Below are 16689 nucleotides of genomic sequence, written 5' to 3'. Positions count from 1 at the left end.
ATTGCTGTCCCATGCCCATCGGCAACGCAGGGCAAGGCCATTCGATGCAGGAAAAAGCGCCGCGACATAGGCGCTTGTGTCTATGAGCGTTGAGTGGTGCCCACAAGGCGGTTATTGCCTTGACGATGGCCGACGCGCCCGCCCCCCTTCCCGATCATGCGGCCACCGGTCGCGGCTTCGCGCGCGCCTGCTCGGCGGCGATGCCGACGGTATGGCCGATTACGAACTGGTCGAATATCTCCTCGCGCTTGCGATCCCGCGGCGCGATACTAAGCCGCTCGCCAAGACATTGCTGCGCGAATTCGGTTCGTTCGCACAGCTCGTCAGCGCCGATCCCGAATCGCTGCGCCGAATCGACGGCATGGGCGACGGCACGATCGCCGCGCTCAAGATCGTCCAGCAGGCCAGCCTCCGGATGCTGAAAGGCGAGTTCCGCGAAAAGCCCCTATTGTCGAGTTGGGATGCGCTGCTCGACTGGCTGCGCGCCGACATGGGACCGATCGAGGTCGAGCGGGTGCGGGTGCTGTACCTCAACTCGCGCAACATGCTGATCCGCGACGAGGTCGCGAGCGAGGGGTCGATCGACCAATCGGCGATCTATGTGCGCGAAGTCGTCAAGCGCGCACTCGAACTCGGCGCCGCGGCGATCATCATCGTCCACAATCACCCCAGCGGAAATCCCGAACCGAGCCGCCAGGATATCGCGATCACGCGCGACCTGGCCGATGCCGCAGGGCGGCTGGGTATCGCGCTGCACGATCATATCATCATCGGCGGCAGCGGCCACCGCAGCCTCCGCGCGCTCGGGCTGCTCTGAATCAGGAGGCCGGAAAAGCCGGGCTTTACTTGCCCGGCCTCAGGCGACATCATCGCGTCATGCAGATTCGGCAGCGCCATCTTCGCTTCCGCCTTCACGCGGGTCAGCTTCTCGCGGGCTTCTAGCCCCGGGCTGTGGCGTGCCATGCCCCGGACCGGGGCAAGATTTCCGAACCATCCCGACAGGAGCGCGGCCGCGCCCTGCCCTTTCCATGCGGAAAGCCAATAGAATGACAGTAGCCAAGACCACCTCGACCAAGGCGAGCAAACGCCCGCCCATTCACATGATCGATTCGGAGGCCGATGCGCTTACCGATCTTGCCCTCGGCATCGAAAAGCGCATGCCGCAGGTCAGCGTACTGCTGATGCGCGAGATCGGCCGTGCGACCGTTCACAAAGAACGCCACGTCCCGCGCGACGTCGTGACGATGAACAGCGAGGTCGATTTCGTCGACGAAGCGAGCGGCGCGGTGCGCAGCGTCCGGCTGGTCTATCCGTCGGATGCCGACATCGCGTCGGGACGAATTTCGATCCTGACGCCCATTGGCGCCGGATTGATCGGGATGCGCGCCGGCAGCGCGATCCTGTGGCCCGATCGCGACGGCCACGAACGGGCGTTGACGATCCGGGCGGTCATGCAGCCGCCGCGCGCGGCTTGACGGCCATGGCGATGCAGCCGCCGGATCGCTCCGACGGCTGCATCGCCCCAAGCGGGGAGGACTGCGAAATCAGGCGCCGCGCGAAAGGAACGCGACCAGTTCTTCCTTGGTAACGCTGCCCGACTTGTCGGCGTCGGCCGCGCCATAAGCCTGATCAATCCAGCTCTTCACATCGGCCGATTCGGGATCAACGGCGGGGTCCTGCGCGGTGCGCAGCTTCTTCATCCATGCGCCGAATTCAGCGGCGCTAAGGTCGCCCGACTTGTCGCCATCATAGGTCGGAAATTCGGTTTCGACGATTTGGGCGATCTGCGCGGGGGTCGCGGCCGCGCTGCTCGACGGCGCAGGGCTGGCGGGCGCGGTCTGCGCAGGCGCCTCGCCGGCCGGGGCCATCGTATCGGTGGCCGGCTCGATGGGGGCGGGAGCTGTCGTGTCGGTCGGTGCCGGCGCACTATCGGGCATCGGCGCAGCCTCGGGCTGCTCGGTCGGCGGCGTGGTGCCCGGCGACGGCGGTGCTTCCTGGGCCAGCGCGGGGAAACTGATCGCGGCGGCGCCGATCAAAAGAACTTGCTTCAACATTATCTATCTCCTGTATCGGCGGCGGACCCGCATCTGTTTGCGATCCGCCGCCTTTTCTGAAGGGGCATGGGGGCAACCGTCCGCGTTCGCTGGAAGTTGCGGCGCGCGGGTGATTGGCGAAGCGGTCGACCCCTGCTAGGGGGCGCCCCATCGTGATTCCGCCGCGGTTTTGCGACAAGGCGCCGAACAGCGGCGCACAAAAGGAAGGTATATCAATGGTTCCGCGCTACGCCCGCCCGGACATGACCGCCATCTGGTCGCCGGAAAATCGCTTTCGCATCTGGTTCGAGATCGAGGCGCATGCGACCGACGCGCTCGCGGAACTGGGGACGGTTCCCCAATCCGCCGCGAAGGCGCTGTGGGACTGGTGGGCGACGAACCCCGTCATCGACGTCGACGCGATCGACGCCATCGAGGCGGTCACCAAGCATGACGTCATCGCCTTCCTGACCTGGGTCGCCGAAAATGTCGGCGAAGAAGCGCGCTTCATGCATCAGGGCATGACGTCGAGCGACGTGCTCGACACCTGCCTCGCGGTGCAACTCGCGCAGGCCGCCGACATCTTGCTCGCAGACCTCGACGCGCTGCTCGAGGCGATCAAGCGACGCGCATACGAACATAAGCTGACCCCGACGATCGGGCGCAGCCACGGCATCCATGCCGAGCCGGTCACCTTCGGCCTCAAGATGGCCGAAGCCTATGCCGAGTTCGCGCGCTGCAAGGCGCGGCTGGTCGCAGCGCGCGCGGAAATTGCGACCTGCGCGATTTCGGGCGCGGTTGGCACCTTTGCCAATATCGACCCGCGCGTCGAAGCGCATGTCGCGGCGAAGCTGGGCCTCGCGATCGAACCCGTGTCGACGCAGGTCATTCCGCGCGACCGCCATGCCATGTTCTTCGCAACGCTCGGCGTGATCGCCTCGTCGATCGAACGCCTGTCGGTCGAGGTCCGCCACCTTCAGCGCACAGAGGTGCTCGAAGCGGAGGAATATTTTTCGCCGGGGCAGAAGGGCTCGTCGGCCATGCCGCACAAGCGCAACCCGGTGCTCACCGAAAATCTGACCGGGCTCGCGCGCATGGTGCGCAGCGCCGCCATCCCGGCGATGGAAAATGTCGCACTGTGGCACGAGCGCGATATCAGCCATTCGTCGGTCGAACGCTTCATCGGTCCCGACGCGACGATCACGCTCGACTTCGCGCTCGCGCGACTGACCGGCGTGGTCGACAAGCTGCTCGTCTATCCCGAGCGCATGCAGAAGAATCTCGATCGCATGGGCGGCCTCGTCCATTCGCAGCGCGTCCTGCTCGCGCTGACCCAGGCAGGGGCGAGCCGCGAGGACAGCTATGCGCTCGTCCAGCGCAATGCGATGAAGGTTTGGGAAAGCGACGGCCAGCTTTCGTTGCTCGAACTGCTGAAGGCCGACGCTGACGTGACTGCGCGTCTGTCGGCCGAGCAACTGACCGCGCTGTTCGACCTCGACTATCATATGAAGCATGTCGATACGATCTTTGCGCGGGTGTTCGGCGGCTGAACGCGCCGGGCCTCGCCCAGAGACTCGCATCATGCGCCAAAGTCGCTTAGGGTTCGATGCAGAGGCCGGTAAAGGAGCGCAATAACGTGGGAATCGTGCGAACCGTCATCTGGGTGTTGCTGACCATCATCCTCGTCGTCTTTTCGATGGCCAACTGGAATCCTGTCACCGTGACCATATGGCCGGGACAGGTGCTCGACACCAAATTGCCGGTGCTGATCTTTGCCGCCTTCCTGATCGGCAGCCTGCCGCTGTGGATCGCGCTGCGTACCTCGCGCTGGTCGCTGAAGCGCCGTATCGAAACGAGCGAACGGCAACTTGCCGATTTGCGCGCCATGGCCAACCGCCCGGCCGAGACGCCGCTCACCCCCGAACCGGCGCCGCAGTCGAAGCCCGTCAACGACATCCCACCCTCGCCGCTGGATCCGCAATGAGTTCGCCTGTCTATCTTGCCATCGACACCCCCCACCTCGATGCCGCGCTGACGCTGGCGCAGCGGGTGCGCCACCATGTCGGCGGGTTGAAGCTCGGCCTCGAATTCTTCTGCGCCAACGGCCATCACGGGGTGCACGAAATGGCGAAGCTCGGCCTGCCGATCTTCCTCGACCTCAAGCTGCACGACATCCCGAACACCGTTGCCAAGGCGATCCAGGCGCTGCGTCCGCTCGAACCCGCGATCCTGACCGTCCACGCCGCGGGCGGCCGCGCGATGATGGAAGAGGCCAAGGCAGTCGCGGGAAGCGCGACCAAGGTGGTCGGCGTTACCGTGCTCACCAGCCTCGACGCGCCCGATCTCGATGATATCGGCGTCGGCGGCACCCCGCACGACCAGGTCGTCCGCCTTGCCGCGCTGGCCCGCGAATCGGGTCTCGACGGCATCGTCTGCTCGGGCCAGGAAGTGAAGGCCGCGCGCAAGGCATGGCCCGGCGGCTTCTTCGTCGTACCGGGGGTGCGCCCTGCTGACGGCCGTGCCGGCGATCAGAAGCGTATCGTTACCCCGGCGCAGGCGATGGCTGACGGCGCCTCGATCCTCGTCGTCGGCCGACCGATCAGCCAGTCGCAGGACCCCGACCTCGCGGCGCGCGCGATCGAAGCGACGCTGTAAACACACTTTCATTCAACCATCGTAATTGCGAGGAGCCGAAGGCGACGAAGCAATCTCCAGCTATCGGGATTGTGTTACGCCGATGGCTGGAGATTGCTTCGCTTCGCTCGCAATGACCTAAATGATCGAACCCTGATATATGCCCCCACTTGTCAAAATCTGCGGCCTCTCTACGCCCGAAACGGTTGACGCCGCTATCCGGCTCGGCGCGACGCACATCGGCCTCGTTCACTATGAACCGAGTCCGCGCCACGTCGATCTGAAGACCGCTGCCGCGCTTCGCCAGCGCGCCGGGGGGAAAGTGAAGGTTGCGCTCCTTCTCGTGAATGCCTCGCGACAGGTGACCGGCGAGGCGCTCAGCGCGGTGCGCCCCGACATCGTCCAGTTTCATGGCAATGAAACACCCCAATGGCTCGCCGCGGTCAAACGGCTCGTTCCTGCCGAAGTCTGGAAGGCGGTCGGCCTGAAGGATGCCGGAACGCTGGAACGCGTCCGGCAGTTTGAAGGTGCGGCCGACCGCATCTTGTTCGATGCGCCGGCAGCGGCGTTGCCCGGCGGCACCGGCGCCAGCTTCGACTGGTCGCTGCTCAAGGGCCATCGCCACTCGATCGATTGGGGCGTCGCAGGCGGACTGACCCCGGCCAATGTCGCACAGGCGATCGCCGAAACCGGCGCGCCGCTCGTCGATGTGTCGTCGGGGGTCGAAAGCGCACCGGGCGTCAAGGATATGGACAAGATCGCCGCTTTCCTTAAAGCGGTCGGCAGATGCTGACACCGCAGTTCCTCATGATGCGCATCGGAAAACGATGGCGCTGACCGCTTGAGACCCGATCTTCAAGTGCGCGCCCACCCGTAACCGATGGAAATGACCATGACCGAAGCACCGACCCTGCCCAACAGCCTCCGCACCCAGCCCGACGCGCGCGGCCATTTCGGCGCCTTCGGCGGCCGCTATGTCGCCGAAACGCTGATGCCGCTCATCCTCGACCTCGAACGCCATTATCGCGCTGCGCAGGCCGACCCTGCCTTCAAGGCCGAGTTCGACTATCTGCTCAAAAATTATGTCGGCCGCCCGAGCCCGCTGTGGTTTGCCGAGCGGCTGACGAACGATCTGGGTGGCGCGAAGATCTATTTGAAGCGCGAAGATCTGAACCACACCGGCGCGCACAAGATCAACAATTGCATCGGTCAGATCCTGCTCGCCAAGCAGATGGGCAAGACCAAGATCATCGCCGAAACCGGCGCCGGCCAGCACGGCGTCGCGACCGCGACCGTGGCAGCGCTCTTTGGCCTGCCCTGCACCATTTTCATGGGCGCGGTCGACGTCGCGCGGCAGCAGCCGAACGTCTTCCGCATGAAGCTGCTCGGCGCCGAAGTCGTCGCGGTCGAAAGCGGCGCGAAGACGCTGAAAGATGCGATGAACGAGGCGCTCCGCCACTGGGTCGCGAACGTCGAGGACACCTTCTACATCATCGGCACCGTCGCGGGGCCGCATCCCTATCCCGAACTGGTGCGTGATTTCCAGTCGGTGATCGGCGAGGAAGCGAAGGCGCAAATTCTCGAAGCCGAAGGGCGCCTGCCCGACATGCTGATCGCCCCCGTCGGCGGCGGGTCGAACGCCATCGGGCTGTTCCATCCCTTCCTCGATGACACAGACGTCGAGATCGTCGGCGTCGAAGCCGCGGGCGAAGGATTGGGCGGCAAGCACGCCGCCAGCCTCGCCGGCGGCAAACCCGGCATCCTCCACGGCAACAAGACCTATCTGCTGCAGGATGAGGACGGCCAGATCACCGAGGCGCACAGCATCTCGGCGGGGCTCGACTATCCGGGCATCGGCCCCGAGCATAGTTGGCTGCATGACATCGGCCGCGCGCGTTACGAACCGGTCACCGACGAAGAGGCGCTCGCAAGTTTCCAGAAACTGACCAAGCTCGAAGGCATCATCCCCGCGCTCGAAAGCGCGCACGCGATCGCCGCTGCCGAACGCATCGCGCCGACGCTGGGCAAGGACAAGATCATCATCGTCAATTGCTCGGGCCGCGGCGACAAGGACATCTTCACCGTGGCGGAAGCATTGGGGGTAAAGCTGTGACCCGCTTCGCCGCCGCGTTCGCCAAGCCGCGCCCTGCGCTCGTCGCCTTCATCACCGGCGGCGATGGCGACACCGCCGCGAACCTTGACGCGCTCGTCGCGGGGGGTGCCGATGTGATCGAACTGGGCATGCCCTTCACCGATCCGATGGCCGACGGCCCCGCGATCCAGGCCGCAAACCTGCGAAGCCTCGCCAAGGGGACGACCACCGCCGACCTGTTCGGTATCGCCGCCGCCTTCCGCCAGCGCCATCCCGACACGCCGCTCGTGCTGATGGGCTATGCCAATCCGATGACGATCCGTGGCGCCGACTGGTTCGCCGCAGAGTGCGCGAAAGCAGGGGTCGACGGCGTCATCTGCGTCGATATTCCCTCGGAGGAAGATCCCGAACTCGGCCCCGCGCTCCGCGCTGCCGGGGTCGACCTGATCCGCCTCGCAACGCCGACGACCGACGCGGCGCGCCTGCCAGACGTGCTGAACGGCGCGGGCGGCTTTCTCTATTATGTTTCGGTTGCCGGGATCACCGGGATGCAGCAGGCCGCTCAGGCGAGCATCGAGGATGCGGTTGCGCGCCTGAAAGCCGCGACCGACCTGCCGGTCGCGGTCGGATTCGGCGTTCGCACCCCCGCGCAGGCGGCCGACATCGCCAAGGTTGCCGACGGCGTCGTCGTCGGATCGGCCTTCATCGACATCATTGCCGAGCATGGCGACGCCGCGGCGGCGCATGTCGAGGCCTTCGCCCGTTCGCTCGCCGATGCTATCCACAGCGCAAAGGAGATCGCCGCATGAGCTGGCTCGACCGCGTTCGCAACGCCCTGCCCTTCACCGCCAAGCGCGACACCGCCGACAACCTCTGGCACAAATGCCGCCAGTGTCAGCAGATGGTGTTCGTCAAGGAGTGGGAAGACAATCTGAACGTCTGCCCGCGCTGCGACCATCACGACCGCATCGGCGCCAAAGAGCGCTTCGCGCAGCTTTTCGACGGCGGCCTGCACGAGTTGATCGCCGCCCCCGCGGCACCCGAAGATCCGCTGAAGTTCCGCGACACCAAGAAATATGTCGACCGCATCAAGGCCGCACGCGCGCAGACCGGCGACCGCGACGCTTACCAGAACGCCTTCGGCCGCATTTCGGGCCAGGGCGCCGTGATCGGGGTGCAGGATTTCGCCTTCATGGGCGGATCGATGGGCGTCGCGGTCGGCGAAGCCTTCGTCGCCGGGGTCGAGGCCGCGATCAAGCGCGGCGTCCCCTACGTCGCGATCACCGCCGCGGGCGGCGCGCGGATGCAGGAAGGCACGCTGTCGCTGATGCAGATGCCGCGCGCTACGGTTGCGCTCCAGCGGCTGCGCCGCGCGGGCCTGCCTTATGTGGTGCTGCTCACCGACCCGACGACGGGCGGCGTGACCGCGAGCTATGCGATGCTGGGCGATGTGCAGATCAGCGAGCCCAATGCGCTGATCGGCTTTGCGGGCCAGCGCGTGATCGAAAATACGATCCGCGAAAAGCTGCCCGAAGGATTCCAGCGCGCCGAATATCTGCTCGATCACGGGATGATCGACATGGTGGTGCATCGCAAGGAGCTGCCCGCGACGCTCGGCCGCCTGATCGGCTATCTCGCGCCCGAAAAGGCGGCTTGATCCCTCCTCCTGACGGACGGAGGGAGAATCCATGCCCGACCACGCGCACAGTTCCGATCCCGCCGTTCAGGCGCAGCTCGACCGCCTCGCGGCGCTGTCGCCGGGTCGCGACATATTGGGGCTGGAACGCATCGGCGAACTGTGCGCGCGCCTCGGCGATCCCCAAGACCGGCTGCCGCGGACCTTCCATGTCGCAGGGACCAACGGCAAGGGATCGACCTGCGCCTATCTGCGCGCAATACTGGAGGCGCAGGGGCGCAGGGTCCACGCTTATACCAGCCCGCACCTCGTCCGGTTTAACGAGCGCATCCGACTGGCGGGCACCCTGATCGATGATGCGGCGCTCGCCGCCTTGCTTGGCGAAGCCCTCGACGTCGCGGAAGGGCTGCACGCAAGCTTTTTCGAGGTGACGACGGCGGCGGCTTTCCTTGCCTTTTCGCGCATCCCCGCCGACGATTGCATCATCGAGGTCGGGCTGGGCGGACGACTCGATGCGACCAATATCATCCCGGCGCCGGCGGTGTGCGGCATCGCCTCGCTCGGCATCGACCATGAGGCCTTTCTGCTCGCGCCCGAAGACGGCACCCCGACGCGCCCTGCCGAACGGATCGCGTGGGAAAAGGCCGGCATAATCAAGCGCGGCGCCGCGCTGGCGACGCTCGCCTATCCGCCGCCGCTGGCGCGGGTAATCGCGGACCGGGCCGAGGCGGCGGGCGTGGTCCCGTTCGTCGAGGGCGAAACCTGGTCGGTCGAAGCCGTCGGCGACGCCTTTCGCTGGCGGTCGATGGACGGGGAACTCCCCGCCTTGCTGCGCCCGCGCATGGCGGGCGGGCATCAGATGCGCAACGCGGGCCTTGCGATTGCGATGCTCCATCTCGCGCCGGGACCGAAACCCGATGCGGGCGCGATCGAGCGCGGCATCGCCGCGGCTTACTGGCCGGCGCGGTTGCAACGACTGGAGAGCGGACCGCTCGCAAAGCTGCTCCCGCCCGCCACGACGGTGTGGCTCGACGGCGCCCACAATGCCGATGCAGGGCATCAACTCGCGCAGCATTTTGCGGGCGATGCGCGCCGCATCCATCTGGTCACCGGGATGCTCGCCAACAAGCATCCCTCGGCGTTGATCGATCCCCTCGCCGGCAAGCTCGCCTCGATCACCGTCGTGCCGGTGCCCGGGCACGAGCATCATGGCGCCTCAGCCTTCGGGCCGGAAGCGCTCGCGGCCGATACCGTCGAGGCTGCGCTGGCCGGATTGGCCGTAGACCCTGTGACCGAGATCGTCCTGATCGCCGGCTCGCTTTACCTTGCGGGCGAGGTGCTGCGCGCGAACGGCGAATTGCCCGATTAGGCCGACGCCTCGCGCGCATGCCGGGTACCCGCCGTGCCGACCGATTGGTCAACGAGCCCGCTGCGCATCATCAGCCAGAATAGGACAATACCCGGCAGGGCCGCGGCGACGGTGAACAGATAGAAGTTCACATTGCCCATATTGTCCATCATCGCGCCCGCCGTGGTGCCGGTCAGGAAACGACCGACAATGCTCGCTGCGGAGGAGATCAGCGCATAATGCGCCGCAGTGAAGCGCAAGTCGCAGAGTGCCGAGAAATAGGCGACGACGACGACGCCGCCGATGCCGCTCGCAATATTTTCGAACCCGATCGCGCCGGCGAGGCCCCAATTGCTGTGGCCCGCCGCCGCGAGCAGCGCGAAGCTGAAATTGCTCACCGCCATCAGGATCAGGCTGAGCAGTACCGACTTTTTCATGCCCATCCGCGCGTAGAGAATCCCGCCGATGAAAATGCCGATCAGATAGGCCCAGAAGCCGATACCGACGTCGTAGATCGCAATCTCGTCATTGCTGAAGCCAAGATCGTTGAGCAGCAGGCGCAGCGTCAGATTCGCGAGCGTATCGCCGATCTTGTGGAGCAGGATGAACAGCAGCACCAGCCAGGCGCCATGGCGACTGAAAAACTCGCGGAAGGGACCGATGATACCCGCGACAAGTCCTGGTTTGCCTTCGCGCGAGAGTGCCGCGCGGTGCCGCTCGGGCTCGCCGACCCAAAAGCCCGCAATGACCGCCGGCAATGCAAAAAGCGCACATGCCAGATAGGCCGCCTCCCATCCTTGCCGCGCGGCAAGATAGAGCGCGAGCGCACCGGCGCCCGCCGATCCGATCCGCCAGCCATATTGCGACATGCCCGATCCGACACCGAGTTGTTCGGGCTTCAATATCTCGATCCGGTAGGCGTCGATCACAATGTCGAACGTCGCGCCCGCTGCACCCACGAGAACCGCACCGACCGCCATTTCGAACAGCGCGGCGAATTCGCCTTCATGGCCAAGCCCGAACCGCTGCATGAGGTGCCCCACGGGGGACTGGCCGACCTGCTGCGGATCGACCAGCGCGAGATTGCCGACCGCCAGCATGACGAGCATGGCCGTCAGGATCAGCCAACTGATCCGTTGGCCGACCACCCCGGCCCCCGGAAGGCGGATCGTATCGACGATCCAGGCCCACAGCGGTTTGAAATTATAGACGAGAAAGGCGAGCGAAAAGGCGGTGATCGATGATTTTTCGAAACCGTCCTGCGACAGTCGCGTCGTCAAGGTGGCACCGATCATCGCATAGGGAAATCCCGACGAAATGCCGAGCAGCAGCGCCGCCAGCGGCGCGCGTTCCAGATAGGGCCGGATGCTGTCCCACCAGCTTTGCGGTGGCGGCGGCGCCATATCTGCCTGCATAGATCCTCCCTGTCGCGCTCGGCTGACCGGCGACGCATCGAACCGTTCGGCCTAAAGCAACAGGACCAAATTGGAAGCATCTATTTGGCGGGGCGCCCGATCCAGCGGACGGCGTGCGCGCGCCCGCCGGCGCGGTCCTGCAACAGCACCGCCCAGCGGTCGGCGCCGCGCTGGCCCGCGATCGCTGCGGGTATTGCAGCCGCGCAGGCGCCGCTTGCGGGGCAAGGAACCGCCGCCTCGGCCAGCACCACATTGGTATAGCCCAGCGTCCGGTTGCCATTCTCGCCGCGGGCGACGTCGACCGAGGCGCGGTGCGCGATCGCCAGGAAGCGCAATTCGGCACCCGCTGCGGACCGCGAAGCGACCACACGGCCGCCGTCGAGGCGAAGCGCCGCGTCGCTTGGCGCGGCGCCGAGCATCCGGCGCAGCGCCCGCTCGTCCGATCCGACGGCGGCCGCGCTCCCCTGCACGACGGTTTCGGGGGTATAAACGCCCGCCCCCGGCAGCCCGCGCCGCGCATAGCGGTCCTGAAGCGCATCGTTCGCGGCGCGCGCGAGCGTATCCTTCCATCCCAGCCGGTCCCAATAGGTAACGGGGCGGCTGACCGCGACCACGGAGCCTTCGGCATCCAGTCTTTCGAGCAACCGGTCGGCGGGCGGACAGGAGGAACAACCCTGGCTGGTGAACAACTCGACCAGCACGGGCGCCGCGGGCGGCGTCGAAGCCGCGATGGCGGCGGACGGTCGATCGGATGGCCCGAACAGGAGCGCGGCGGCCGCCCCCAAAGCCAAGCTGAACAGCGGAAGCAATATCTTCAACGGGATCCTCCTCGCGCATCGGCACTCAACCGCCGGTTCGGTGGAGGCAGCGGGCCGGTTACGCGGCCTCGGGACGCCAATAGGTTTGCATCCCGCTCACCTTGCGCGGCATCTTGTGCTTGCACACCATCGTCTCGACGGCGCGAACCGCGTGGAGAAGCGCCGCCGCCCCGTGCGGCTTGGTCAGGCAGGCGAGCGCGATGTCGCCCGCATCTTCGGGACATTGCCCCGTTACCAGCAGTACGGCAACGCCGCGGTCGCGCGCGAGCCGCGCAACCTCGCGTCCCGTCATGTGCCCCGCGAGCTTGAGGTCGAGGATCAGCGCATCGATCGTCTTGTCTGCCAGCATCGCGACAGCCGCTTCGCCCGAATCGACCGTCGCAACGACGTCATAGCCACCATGCTTCAGGGTCCGCTCATTGTCGAAAGCGACCAGCGGATCATCCTCGACGATCAGCAGCCGTTTGAAGCAGGACGGGCGGGACGCGAAGAGCATTTTACCTACCTTCCGTCCGCCGCATGACTCTGCGTGCGCGTCCTCGCAAGATTGCTTTTGCTTGCCATCGACGAAGCGACACTTTTCCGGCTATGAGCGTGGCCATATTACAACATCCCTTTTCCCGAATAACGATATGAAAGCCGCATCCGTTCCGATGACGACACGCCGCCCACCCCGTTCGCCGTCCCGCCCGCCCGCTTCCCCGCAGGGCGACGCTCCGCGTGGCCGCCGCAGCGCGCGCGCTGCACAACCGCCGCGTAAGGCTCCGCCGAAGGAAGAGGAGCGCGAGGACGGGCCGCAGCGCATCACCAAGCTCCTGGCGCGCGCTGGCGTCGGGTCACGGCGCGATGTCGAACGAATGATCGAGGAAGGCCGCATTGCACTGAACGGCGCGGTGATCGTGCAACCGGCGCCGCTGCTCTCATCGCTCGAGGGCTTGACCGTCGACGGCAATCCGGTCGCAAAGCCCGTATCGACGCGCCTCTATCGCTTCTACAAGCCGGTCGGCTGCCTGACCGCGGCGCGCGACCCCAAGGGACGCAAGACGATTTATGACGTGCTGCCCAAGGGGCTGCCGCGGCTGATGCCCGTCGGGCGGCTCGACTATAATACCGAGGGCTTGCTGTTGCTGACCAATGACGGCGAATTCAAGCGCCAGCTCGAACTGCCCGCCAGCGGGGTCGAGCGCACCTATCGCGCCCGCGCGTTTGGCGACATCAGCCAAGCGCAGCTCGAGGAACTGGTCGAGGGGGTCGAGATCGACGGGGTCCGCTATGGCAAGATCGACGCCAATCTCGAACGGCGGACGGGGCGCAACCAGTGGATCGAGCTGACGCTGACCGAGGGCAAGAATCGCGAGGTTCGCCGCGTGCTCGAACATCTGGGGCTGCAGGTGAGCCGCCTGATCCGGACGCGATATGGCGCTTTCGAGCTCGACGGCCTCGATGTCGGCGCGGTCGAGGTCGTACCACGCGATGCCTTGTTCCAGTTCCGGCGGCGGATGAGCTGATGCGCGTCATTTCCGGCAAATGGCGCGGTCGCAAGTTGATCGCGCCCAAGAATGATGCCACTCGCCCGACCGCCGACCGCACGCGCGAGACACTCTTCTCCATGCTTGCAAGCCGGCTCGGTAGTTTCGAGGGCTTGTATGTCGCCGACCTGTTCGCGGGGTCGGGCGCGCTGGGGATCGAGGCCTTGTCGCGCGGCGCCGCGCAGTGCCTGTTCGGTGAGCAGGATCGCGAGGCGATCGACGCCCTGCGCAAGAATCTGGCGGCGCTCGGTGCGGCCGGACGCGCCGAGGTGCGGGCCGGTTCGGTCCTCGCACTTGGGCCAGCGCCACGCAGTTTCGATCTGCTGCTGCTCGATGCGCCCTATGCAACCGGCGCGGGCAGTGTCGCACTCGACAAGCTGGCGCGGCTCGGCTGGGTCGATACCGATAGCTGGATCTCGATCGAAACAGGCGAGAAAGAAAGCGTCGACGTCGCAGGCTTCGCGATCGAAGCGGAGCGAAAGGTCGGAAAAGCTAAGCTGACGCTGCTCCGTGCCGACTAAAGATAGGGCTTCAGATTGAACTGCGCGTGACCGCGCTTCCCGTCGCGTTCATAATCGAACGCGACTTGATCCCCGGGCTTGCCGCCCAGCCGGCGCAACATCGCGTTCCATTCGACCCCCACAAGCGTATCGCCCGGTTGCAGCCCGGCGTCCTTGGCCGGGCTGCCGTTGCCAACATCCTCGATCACGATACGCGTACCTTTGCGGTCAAGCCACAGCCCCGACATCGGATAGCGCTCGGTTCCTGCAAAATCGAGTCCGTTGGGCGCCATCCATAGCTGTTTGCGCTTGGGATCCGTCGACAGGTGGAAATGGCGGATCATGTCCAACCCGACCAACCCCTCGACATTATCGAAATTGCCGTTCCGCGGGCCGGGCTCAGCAAGTGTGACCAGCGCGCGCGGAAAGGCGAATTTGTGAAGAAGGACCTTGTCCGCCCGGAACATACGGGTCCGCAGACTTCCTTTGCCGAAGCCGCTTGCACGCACGGGAACATAGGGTCGTTCGCTATCCCACCAACCGATGTCGCGCGCCGCCTTGCCATCGAGCAGGATGTTGCGGGGTGCGCCTGTGTCGATCAGGAAGCGCCCGGAAAAATCGCCGATCTGCACGGGCGTGGTCAAACCGTAGCTCGCCCGGCGGGGCATATAGCTTTCGGGTATCAGATACATGCCAGGCCGCTCGCTACGGCCATCGGGATAGATGCGCCACTGGTTCGCCACGAAATCAAGATCGCTGTCCATATCGGTAAACAGCGGCGCGCCGATCAATCCCCGGGTGCTCGAGTCGACGACTGACTTGGTGCCGTGAAATTCCATATAGGGGATGCGAAAGGTGCCGCCGATCACCACATCCTCGACGCGCAGGACCGACGTCCGCTCTACCCCGCCCAGGCCGCCGATAATGCTCGCGCCGCGTTCGCGCAGCTTGACGGAGTTCGCCCAGCTATCCGAAATCAGGCTTTCGGTGGTACCGGTGTCGAGAATGAACGGTTCGGGAGGCAAGCCTTCCACCGACACATCAAGCCAGACGCGATTGCCCTGCAGCCTGATCGGTGCGGCGAAGACCATTGGCGCCAAAGCGGCTGCGGAACCCGGCAGCATGAGGCCGGCGATGACCGGCCATGAGGCGATGAAAGAACGGCGTGCGATCAAGGACATGGGCAGATCTCGCGGTGGTGGGAGACTATCCGTTTGTTAGAGATTCAATGATGACGCCGCAATGACATTGCGCCTCACGCGTCACCGCGTTCAATTTTTGTCACCAAGGCCAGGCCGCAAAAGCTGACCAGTCCGGCGAGCGCCAGATAGAGGCCGACGACCTCGGTTCCGCGCCAGTCACCGAGCGCCTGCGCCGCGATCGGCGCGGCTGCGCCGCCCAATATGCCGCCGACATTGAAGGCGACCGACGCGCCGGTGTAGCGGACGCGCACGGGGAACAGGCCGGTCAGCCAGCTCCCGAGCGGGCCGTAGACGAGGCCCATGACGAACAGCGATGTGGCGAGACCTGCGAAGATCGTCAGCCAGCTCCCCGAGGCCAGCGCCGGACCGAACAGCAAGCCGACGAGCATCGTCGCGCCGCAGCCCCAGCGCAGCACGCGCTGCGCACTCGACGCATCGCTGGCATAGCCCGCAAAGATAATGCCGCCCGCCATGAACAATATCGCACCGAGCTGGATGAGCAGAAACTCCTCCTTCGGATAGCCGAGCGTGGTGGTGCCGTGCGCAAGGGCGAAGCTGGTCGCGAGATAGAAGATCGCGAAACAGGCGACGACCGCGAAGGTGCCGGCAAGCGTCGCGACGAAGTGGCCGCGCAGCAACTCGCCGATCGGCACGCCGACAGGCGCGTCGCGCTCCAACGCCTCCGAAAAGGCCGGCGTCTCACCGATCTTGAGCCGCACCCACAGGCCAAGGCCGACGAGCACGGCGGAAACAAGAAAGGGGATACGCCAGCCCCACGCCGCAAAATCGGCATCGCTCAGCCAAAGGCCGAGGAGCAGGAACAGTCCGTTGGCGGCGATGAACCCGACCGGCGCGCCAAGCTGCGGGAACATGCCGAAGCGCGACTGCCATCCCGGCGGCGCATTTTCGACCGCGAGCAGCGCCGCACCGCCCCATTCCCCGCCCAGCCCGAAGCCCTGCCCGAACCGCAAGATGCACAGCAGCAACGGTGCGACCCAGCCGACCATCGCATAGGTCGGCAGAAAGGCGATAAGCAGCGTCGAGGCCCCCATCAGCATCAGCGAGGCAACGAGCGTCGACTTCCGCCCGATCCGGTCGCCGAAATGGCCGAACACGACGGCGCCGACCGGCCGCGCGAAAAAAGCGAGCCCGAAGCTCATGAAGCTGAGCATCAGCTGCGCCGACGGCGATTCCGAAGGAAAGAAAAGCGGCCCGAAGACCAGCGCAGCCGCGGTGCCGTAGATATAAAAATCATAAAATTCGACTGCGGTGCCGACCAGACTTGCGGTCAAAATTCGGCGATGTCTGCGATATGGCTCCAGATTCACAGTCGCCCTCCCCCCCGGTCAAATCACCCCAGTTATCATCTGTTCCGGTGTGCGATTGCCGACGCGATGTCAAACCGGCGCGGGGCATCGGGGCCCGAGCGCACTGTCGCTACCGTGCAACGCCCCTTGCACTCATCCTCCGAATCGGTCACAC

At 65.5% G+C, this 16689-nt stretch carries 18 protein-coding genes; 12 read left to right on the top strand and 6 right to left on the bottom strand.

Features of this window, described 5'->3' with window-relative positions; all coding sequences use genetic code 11:
• Positions 1-82: 82 nt before the first annotated feature.
• Both radC and rnk read left to right on the top strand, forming a co-directional pair.
• Complete coding sequence (gene radC, locus ACT17R_RS16425) at positions 83-817, top strand: RadC family protein (RefSeq protein ID WP_217373456.1); 735 nt, start codon at positions 83-85, stop codon at positions 815-817.
• Positions 818-1046: 229 nt separating this feature from the next.
• Positions 1047-1475 carry a nucleoside diphosphate kinase regulator gene (gene rnk, locus ACT17R_RS16420; RefSeq protein WP_217373457.1) on the top strand — a complete coding sequence of 143 codons (429 nt, stop codon included), beginning with the start codon at positions 1047-1049 and terminating at the stop codon, positions 1473-1475.
• 69 nt (positions 1476-1544) lie between these two features.
• Here the strand turns inward: rnk and ACT17R_RS16415 are convergent, their stop codons facing one another.
• On the bottom strand, positions 1545-2054 hold the full coding sequence (locus ACT17R_RS16415) for a calcium-binding protein (RefSeq protein ID WP_217373458.1): 510 nt from the start codon (positions 2052-2054) through the stop codon (positions 1545-1547).
• A gap of 215 nt (positions 2055-2269) precedes the next feature.
• On the opposite strand from ACT17R_RS16415, the gene purB reads away from it, so the two are divergent.
• The 8 genes from purB to ACT17R_RS16375 all read left to right on the top strand — a co-directional run bounded on the left by purB (position 2270) and on the right by ACT17R_RS16375 (position 9764).
• Positions 2270-3583, top strand: coding sequence for an adenylosuccinate lyase (purB, locus tag ACT17R_RS16410; RefSeq protein ID WP_062903210.1), 1314 nt, complete (start codon positions 2270-2272; stop codon positions 3581-3583).
• Between the two features lie 86 nt (positions 3584-3669).
• On the top strand, positions 3670-4017 hold the full coding sequence (locus tag ACT17R_RS16405) for a lipopolysaccharide assembly protein LapA domain-containing protein (RefSeq protein WP_058811860.1): 348 nt from the start codon (positions 3670-3672) through the stop codon (positions 4015-4017).
• Positions 4014-4688, top strand: coding sequence for an orotidine-5'-phosphate decarboxylase (gene pyrF / locus ACT17R_RS16400; protein ID WP_003044140.1), 675 nt, complete (start codon positions 4014-4016; stop codon positions 4686-4688). Before ACT17R_RS16405 ends, pyrF begins: the two co-directional genes overlap by 4 nt.
• Before the next feature lie 139 nt (positions 4689-4827).
• Positions 4828-5460, top strand: a complete 633-nt coding sequence (locus ACT17R_RS16395; RefSeq protein WP_217373460.1) for a phosphoribosylanthranilate isomerase — start codon at positions 4828-4830, stop codon at positions 5458-5460.
• A 99-nt stretch (positions 5461-5559) separates the two neighbouring features.
• Positions 5560-6780: a tryptophan synthase subunit beta gene (gene trpB, locus ACT17R_RS16390; protein WP_062903211.1), complete on the top strand. Its 1221-nt coding sequence runs from the start codon at positions 5560-5562 to the stop codon at positions 6778-6780.
• A complete protein-coding gene (gene trpA, locus ACT17R_RS16385) occupies positions 6777-7568 on the top strand; it encodes a tryptophan synthase subunit alpha (protein ID WP_217373461.1) in 792 nt (263 codons plus the stop codon). Before trpB ends, trpA begins: the two co-directional genes overlap by 4 nt.
• Entirely contained in the window at positions 7565-8416 is an 852-nt protein-coding gene (gene accD, locus ACT17R_RS16380; RefSeq protein WP_444809843.1) for an acetyl-CoA carboxylase, carboxyltransferase subunit beta, read from the top strand. The genes trpA and accD overlap by 4 nt, the downstream gene beginning before the upstream one ends.
• Positions 8417-8447: 31 nt before the next feature.
• On the top strand, positions 8448-9764 hold the full coding sequence (locus ACT17R_RS16375; protein WP_186401916.1) for a bifunctional folylpolyglutamate synthase/dihydrofolate synthase: 1317 nt from the start codon (positions 8448-8450) through the stop codon (positions 9762-9764).
• Here ACT17R_RS16375 and ACT17R_RS16370 read toward each other — a convergent pair.
• The 3 genes from ACT17R_RS16370 to ACT17R_RS16360 form a co-directional block, all read right to left on the bottom strand.
• Positions 9761-11158: an MFS transporter gene (locus ACT17R_RS16370; RefSeq protein WP_003044156.1), complete on the bottom strand. Its 1398-nt coding sequence runs from the start codon at positions 11156-11158 to the stop codon at positions 9761-9763. The two genes, ACT17R_RS16375 and ACT17R_RS16370, sit on opposite strands and share 4 nt — an antisense overlap.
• Before the next feature lie 80 nt (positions 11159-11238).
• Entirely contained in the window at positions 11239-11976 is a 738-nt protein-coding gene (locus ACT17R_RS16365; RefSeq protein ID WP_217373462.1) for a DUF1223 domain-containing protein, read from the bottom strand.
• A 58-nt stretch (positions 11977-12034) separates the two neighbouring features.
• Positions 12035-12472 carry a response regulator gene (locus ACT17R_RS16360; protein WP_003044165.1) on the bottom strand — a complete coding sequence of 146 codons (438 nt, stop codon included), beginning with the start codon at positions 12470-12472 and terminating at the stop codon, positions 12035-12037.
• A 157-nt stretch (positions 12473-12629) separates the two neighbouring features.
• Between ACT17R_RS16360 and ACT17R_RS16355 the strand changes: the two genes are divergently transcribed.
• The gene (locus ACT17R_RS16355; RefSeq protein WP_040590028.1) at positions 12630-13484 is read left to right on the top strand and encodes a pseudouridine synthase; all 855 of its coding nucleotides are present in this window, start codon (positions 12630-12632) and stop codon (positions 13482-13484) included.
• Positions 13484-14026, top strand: coding sequence for a 16S rRNA (guanine(966)-N(2))-methyltransferase RsmD (gene rsmD, locus ACT17R_RS16350; RefSeq protein WP_217373463.1), 543 nt, complete (start codon positions 13484-13486; stop codon positions 14024-14026). The genes ACT17R_RS16355 and rsmD overlap by 1 nt, the downstream gene beginning before the upstream one ends.
• Here the strand turns inward: rsmD and ACT17R_RS16345 are convergent.
• Complete coding sequence (locus ACT17R_RS16345; RefSeq protein ID WP_186401919.1) at positions 14023-15129, bottom strand: aspartyl protease family protein; 1107 nt, start codon at positions 15127-15129, stop codon at positions 14023-14025. The genes rsmD and ACT17R_RS16345 overlap by 4 nt on opposite strands.
• A 131-nt stretch (positions 15130-15260) precedes the next feature.
• Positions 15261-16499 (bottom strand): MFS transporter, encoded by a 1239-nt coding sequence (locus tag ACT17R_RS16340; protein ID WP_082819959.1) that lies wholly within the window; start codon positions 16497-16499, stop codon positions 15261-15263.
• Between the last annotated feature and the right edge of the window lie 190 nt (positions 16500-16689).

Origin of the sequence: Sphingopyxis sp. Q841, from assembly GCF_052384365.1 — a bacterium.
Lineage (GTDB): Bacteria > Pseudomonadota > Alphaproteobacteria > Sphingomonadales > Sphingomonadaceae > Sphingopyxis > Sphingopyxis terrae_A.
Note: the sequence above shows the minus strand (reverse complement) of the source record. Positions and strands in the feature narration are given on the sequence as shown.

Bases quoted from the DNA above. Each gene is read 5' to 3' on its own strand.
- trpB (WP_062903211.1), top strand. From the start codon at position 5,560: ATGACCGAAGCACCGACCCTGCCCAACAGCCTCCGCACCCAGCCCGAC.
- rnk (WP_217373457.1), top strand. From the start codon at position 1,047: ATGACAGTAGCCAAGACCACCTCGACCAAGGCGAGCAAACGCCCGCCC.
- ACT17R_RS16415 (WP_217373458.1), bottom strand. From the start codon at position 2,054: ATGTTGAAGCAAGTTCTTTTGATCGGCGCCGCCGCGATCAGTTTCCCC.
- ACT17R_RS16345 (WP_186401919.1), bottom strand. From the start codon at position 15,129: ATGCTGCCGGGTTCCGCAGCCGCTTTGGCGCCAATGGTCTTCGCCGCA.
- ACT17R_RS16375 (WP_186401916.1), top strand. From the start codon at position 8,448: ATGCCCGACCACGCGCACAGTTCCGATCCCGCCGTTCAGGCGCAGCTC.
- rsmD (WP_217373463.1), top strand. From the start codon at position 13,484: ATGCGCGTCATTTCCGGCAAATGGCGCGGTCGCAAGTTGATCGCGCCC.
- accD (WP_444809843.1), top strand. From the start codon at position 7,565: ATGAGCTGGCTCGACCGCGTTCGCAACGCCCTGCCCTTCACCGCCAAG.
- ACT17R_RS16355 (WP_040590028.1), top strand. From the start codon at position 12,630: ATGACGACACGCCGCCCACCCCGTTCGCCGTCCCGCCCGCCCGCTTCC.
- radC (WP_217373456.1), top strand. From the start codon at position 83: ATGAGCGTTGAGTGGTGCCCACAAGGCGGTTATTGCCTTGACGATGGC.
- ACT17R_RS16360 (WP_003044165.1), bottom strand. From the start codon at position 12,472: ATGCTCTTCGCGTCCCGCCCGTCCTGCTTCAAACGGCTGCTGATCGTC.
- pyrF (WP_003044140.1), top strand. From the start codon at position 4,014: ATGAGTTCGCCTGTCTATCTTGCCATCGACACCCCCCACCTCGATGCC.
- ACT17R_RS16370 (WP_003044156.1), bottom strand. From the start codon at position 11,158: ATGCAGGCAGATATGGCGCCGCCGCCACCGCAAAGCTGGTGGGACAGC.
- ACT17R_RS16395 (WP_217373460.1), top strand. From the start codon at position 4,828: ATGCCCCCACTTGTCAAAATCTGCGGCCTCTCTACGCCCGAAACGGTT.
- purB (WP_062903210.1), top strand. From the start codon at position 2,270: ATGGTTCCGCGCTACGCCCGCCCGGACATGACCGCCATCTGGTCGCCG.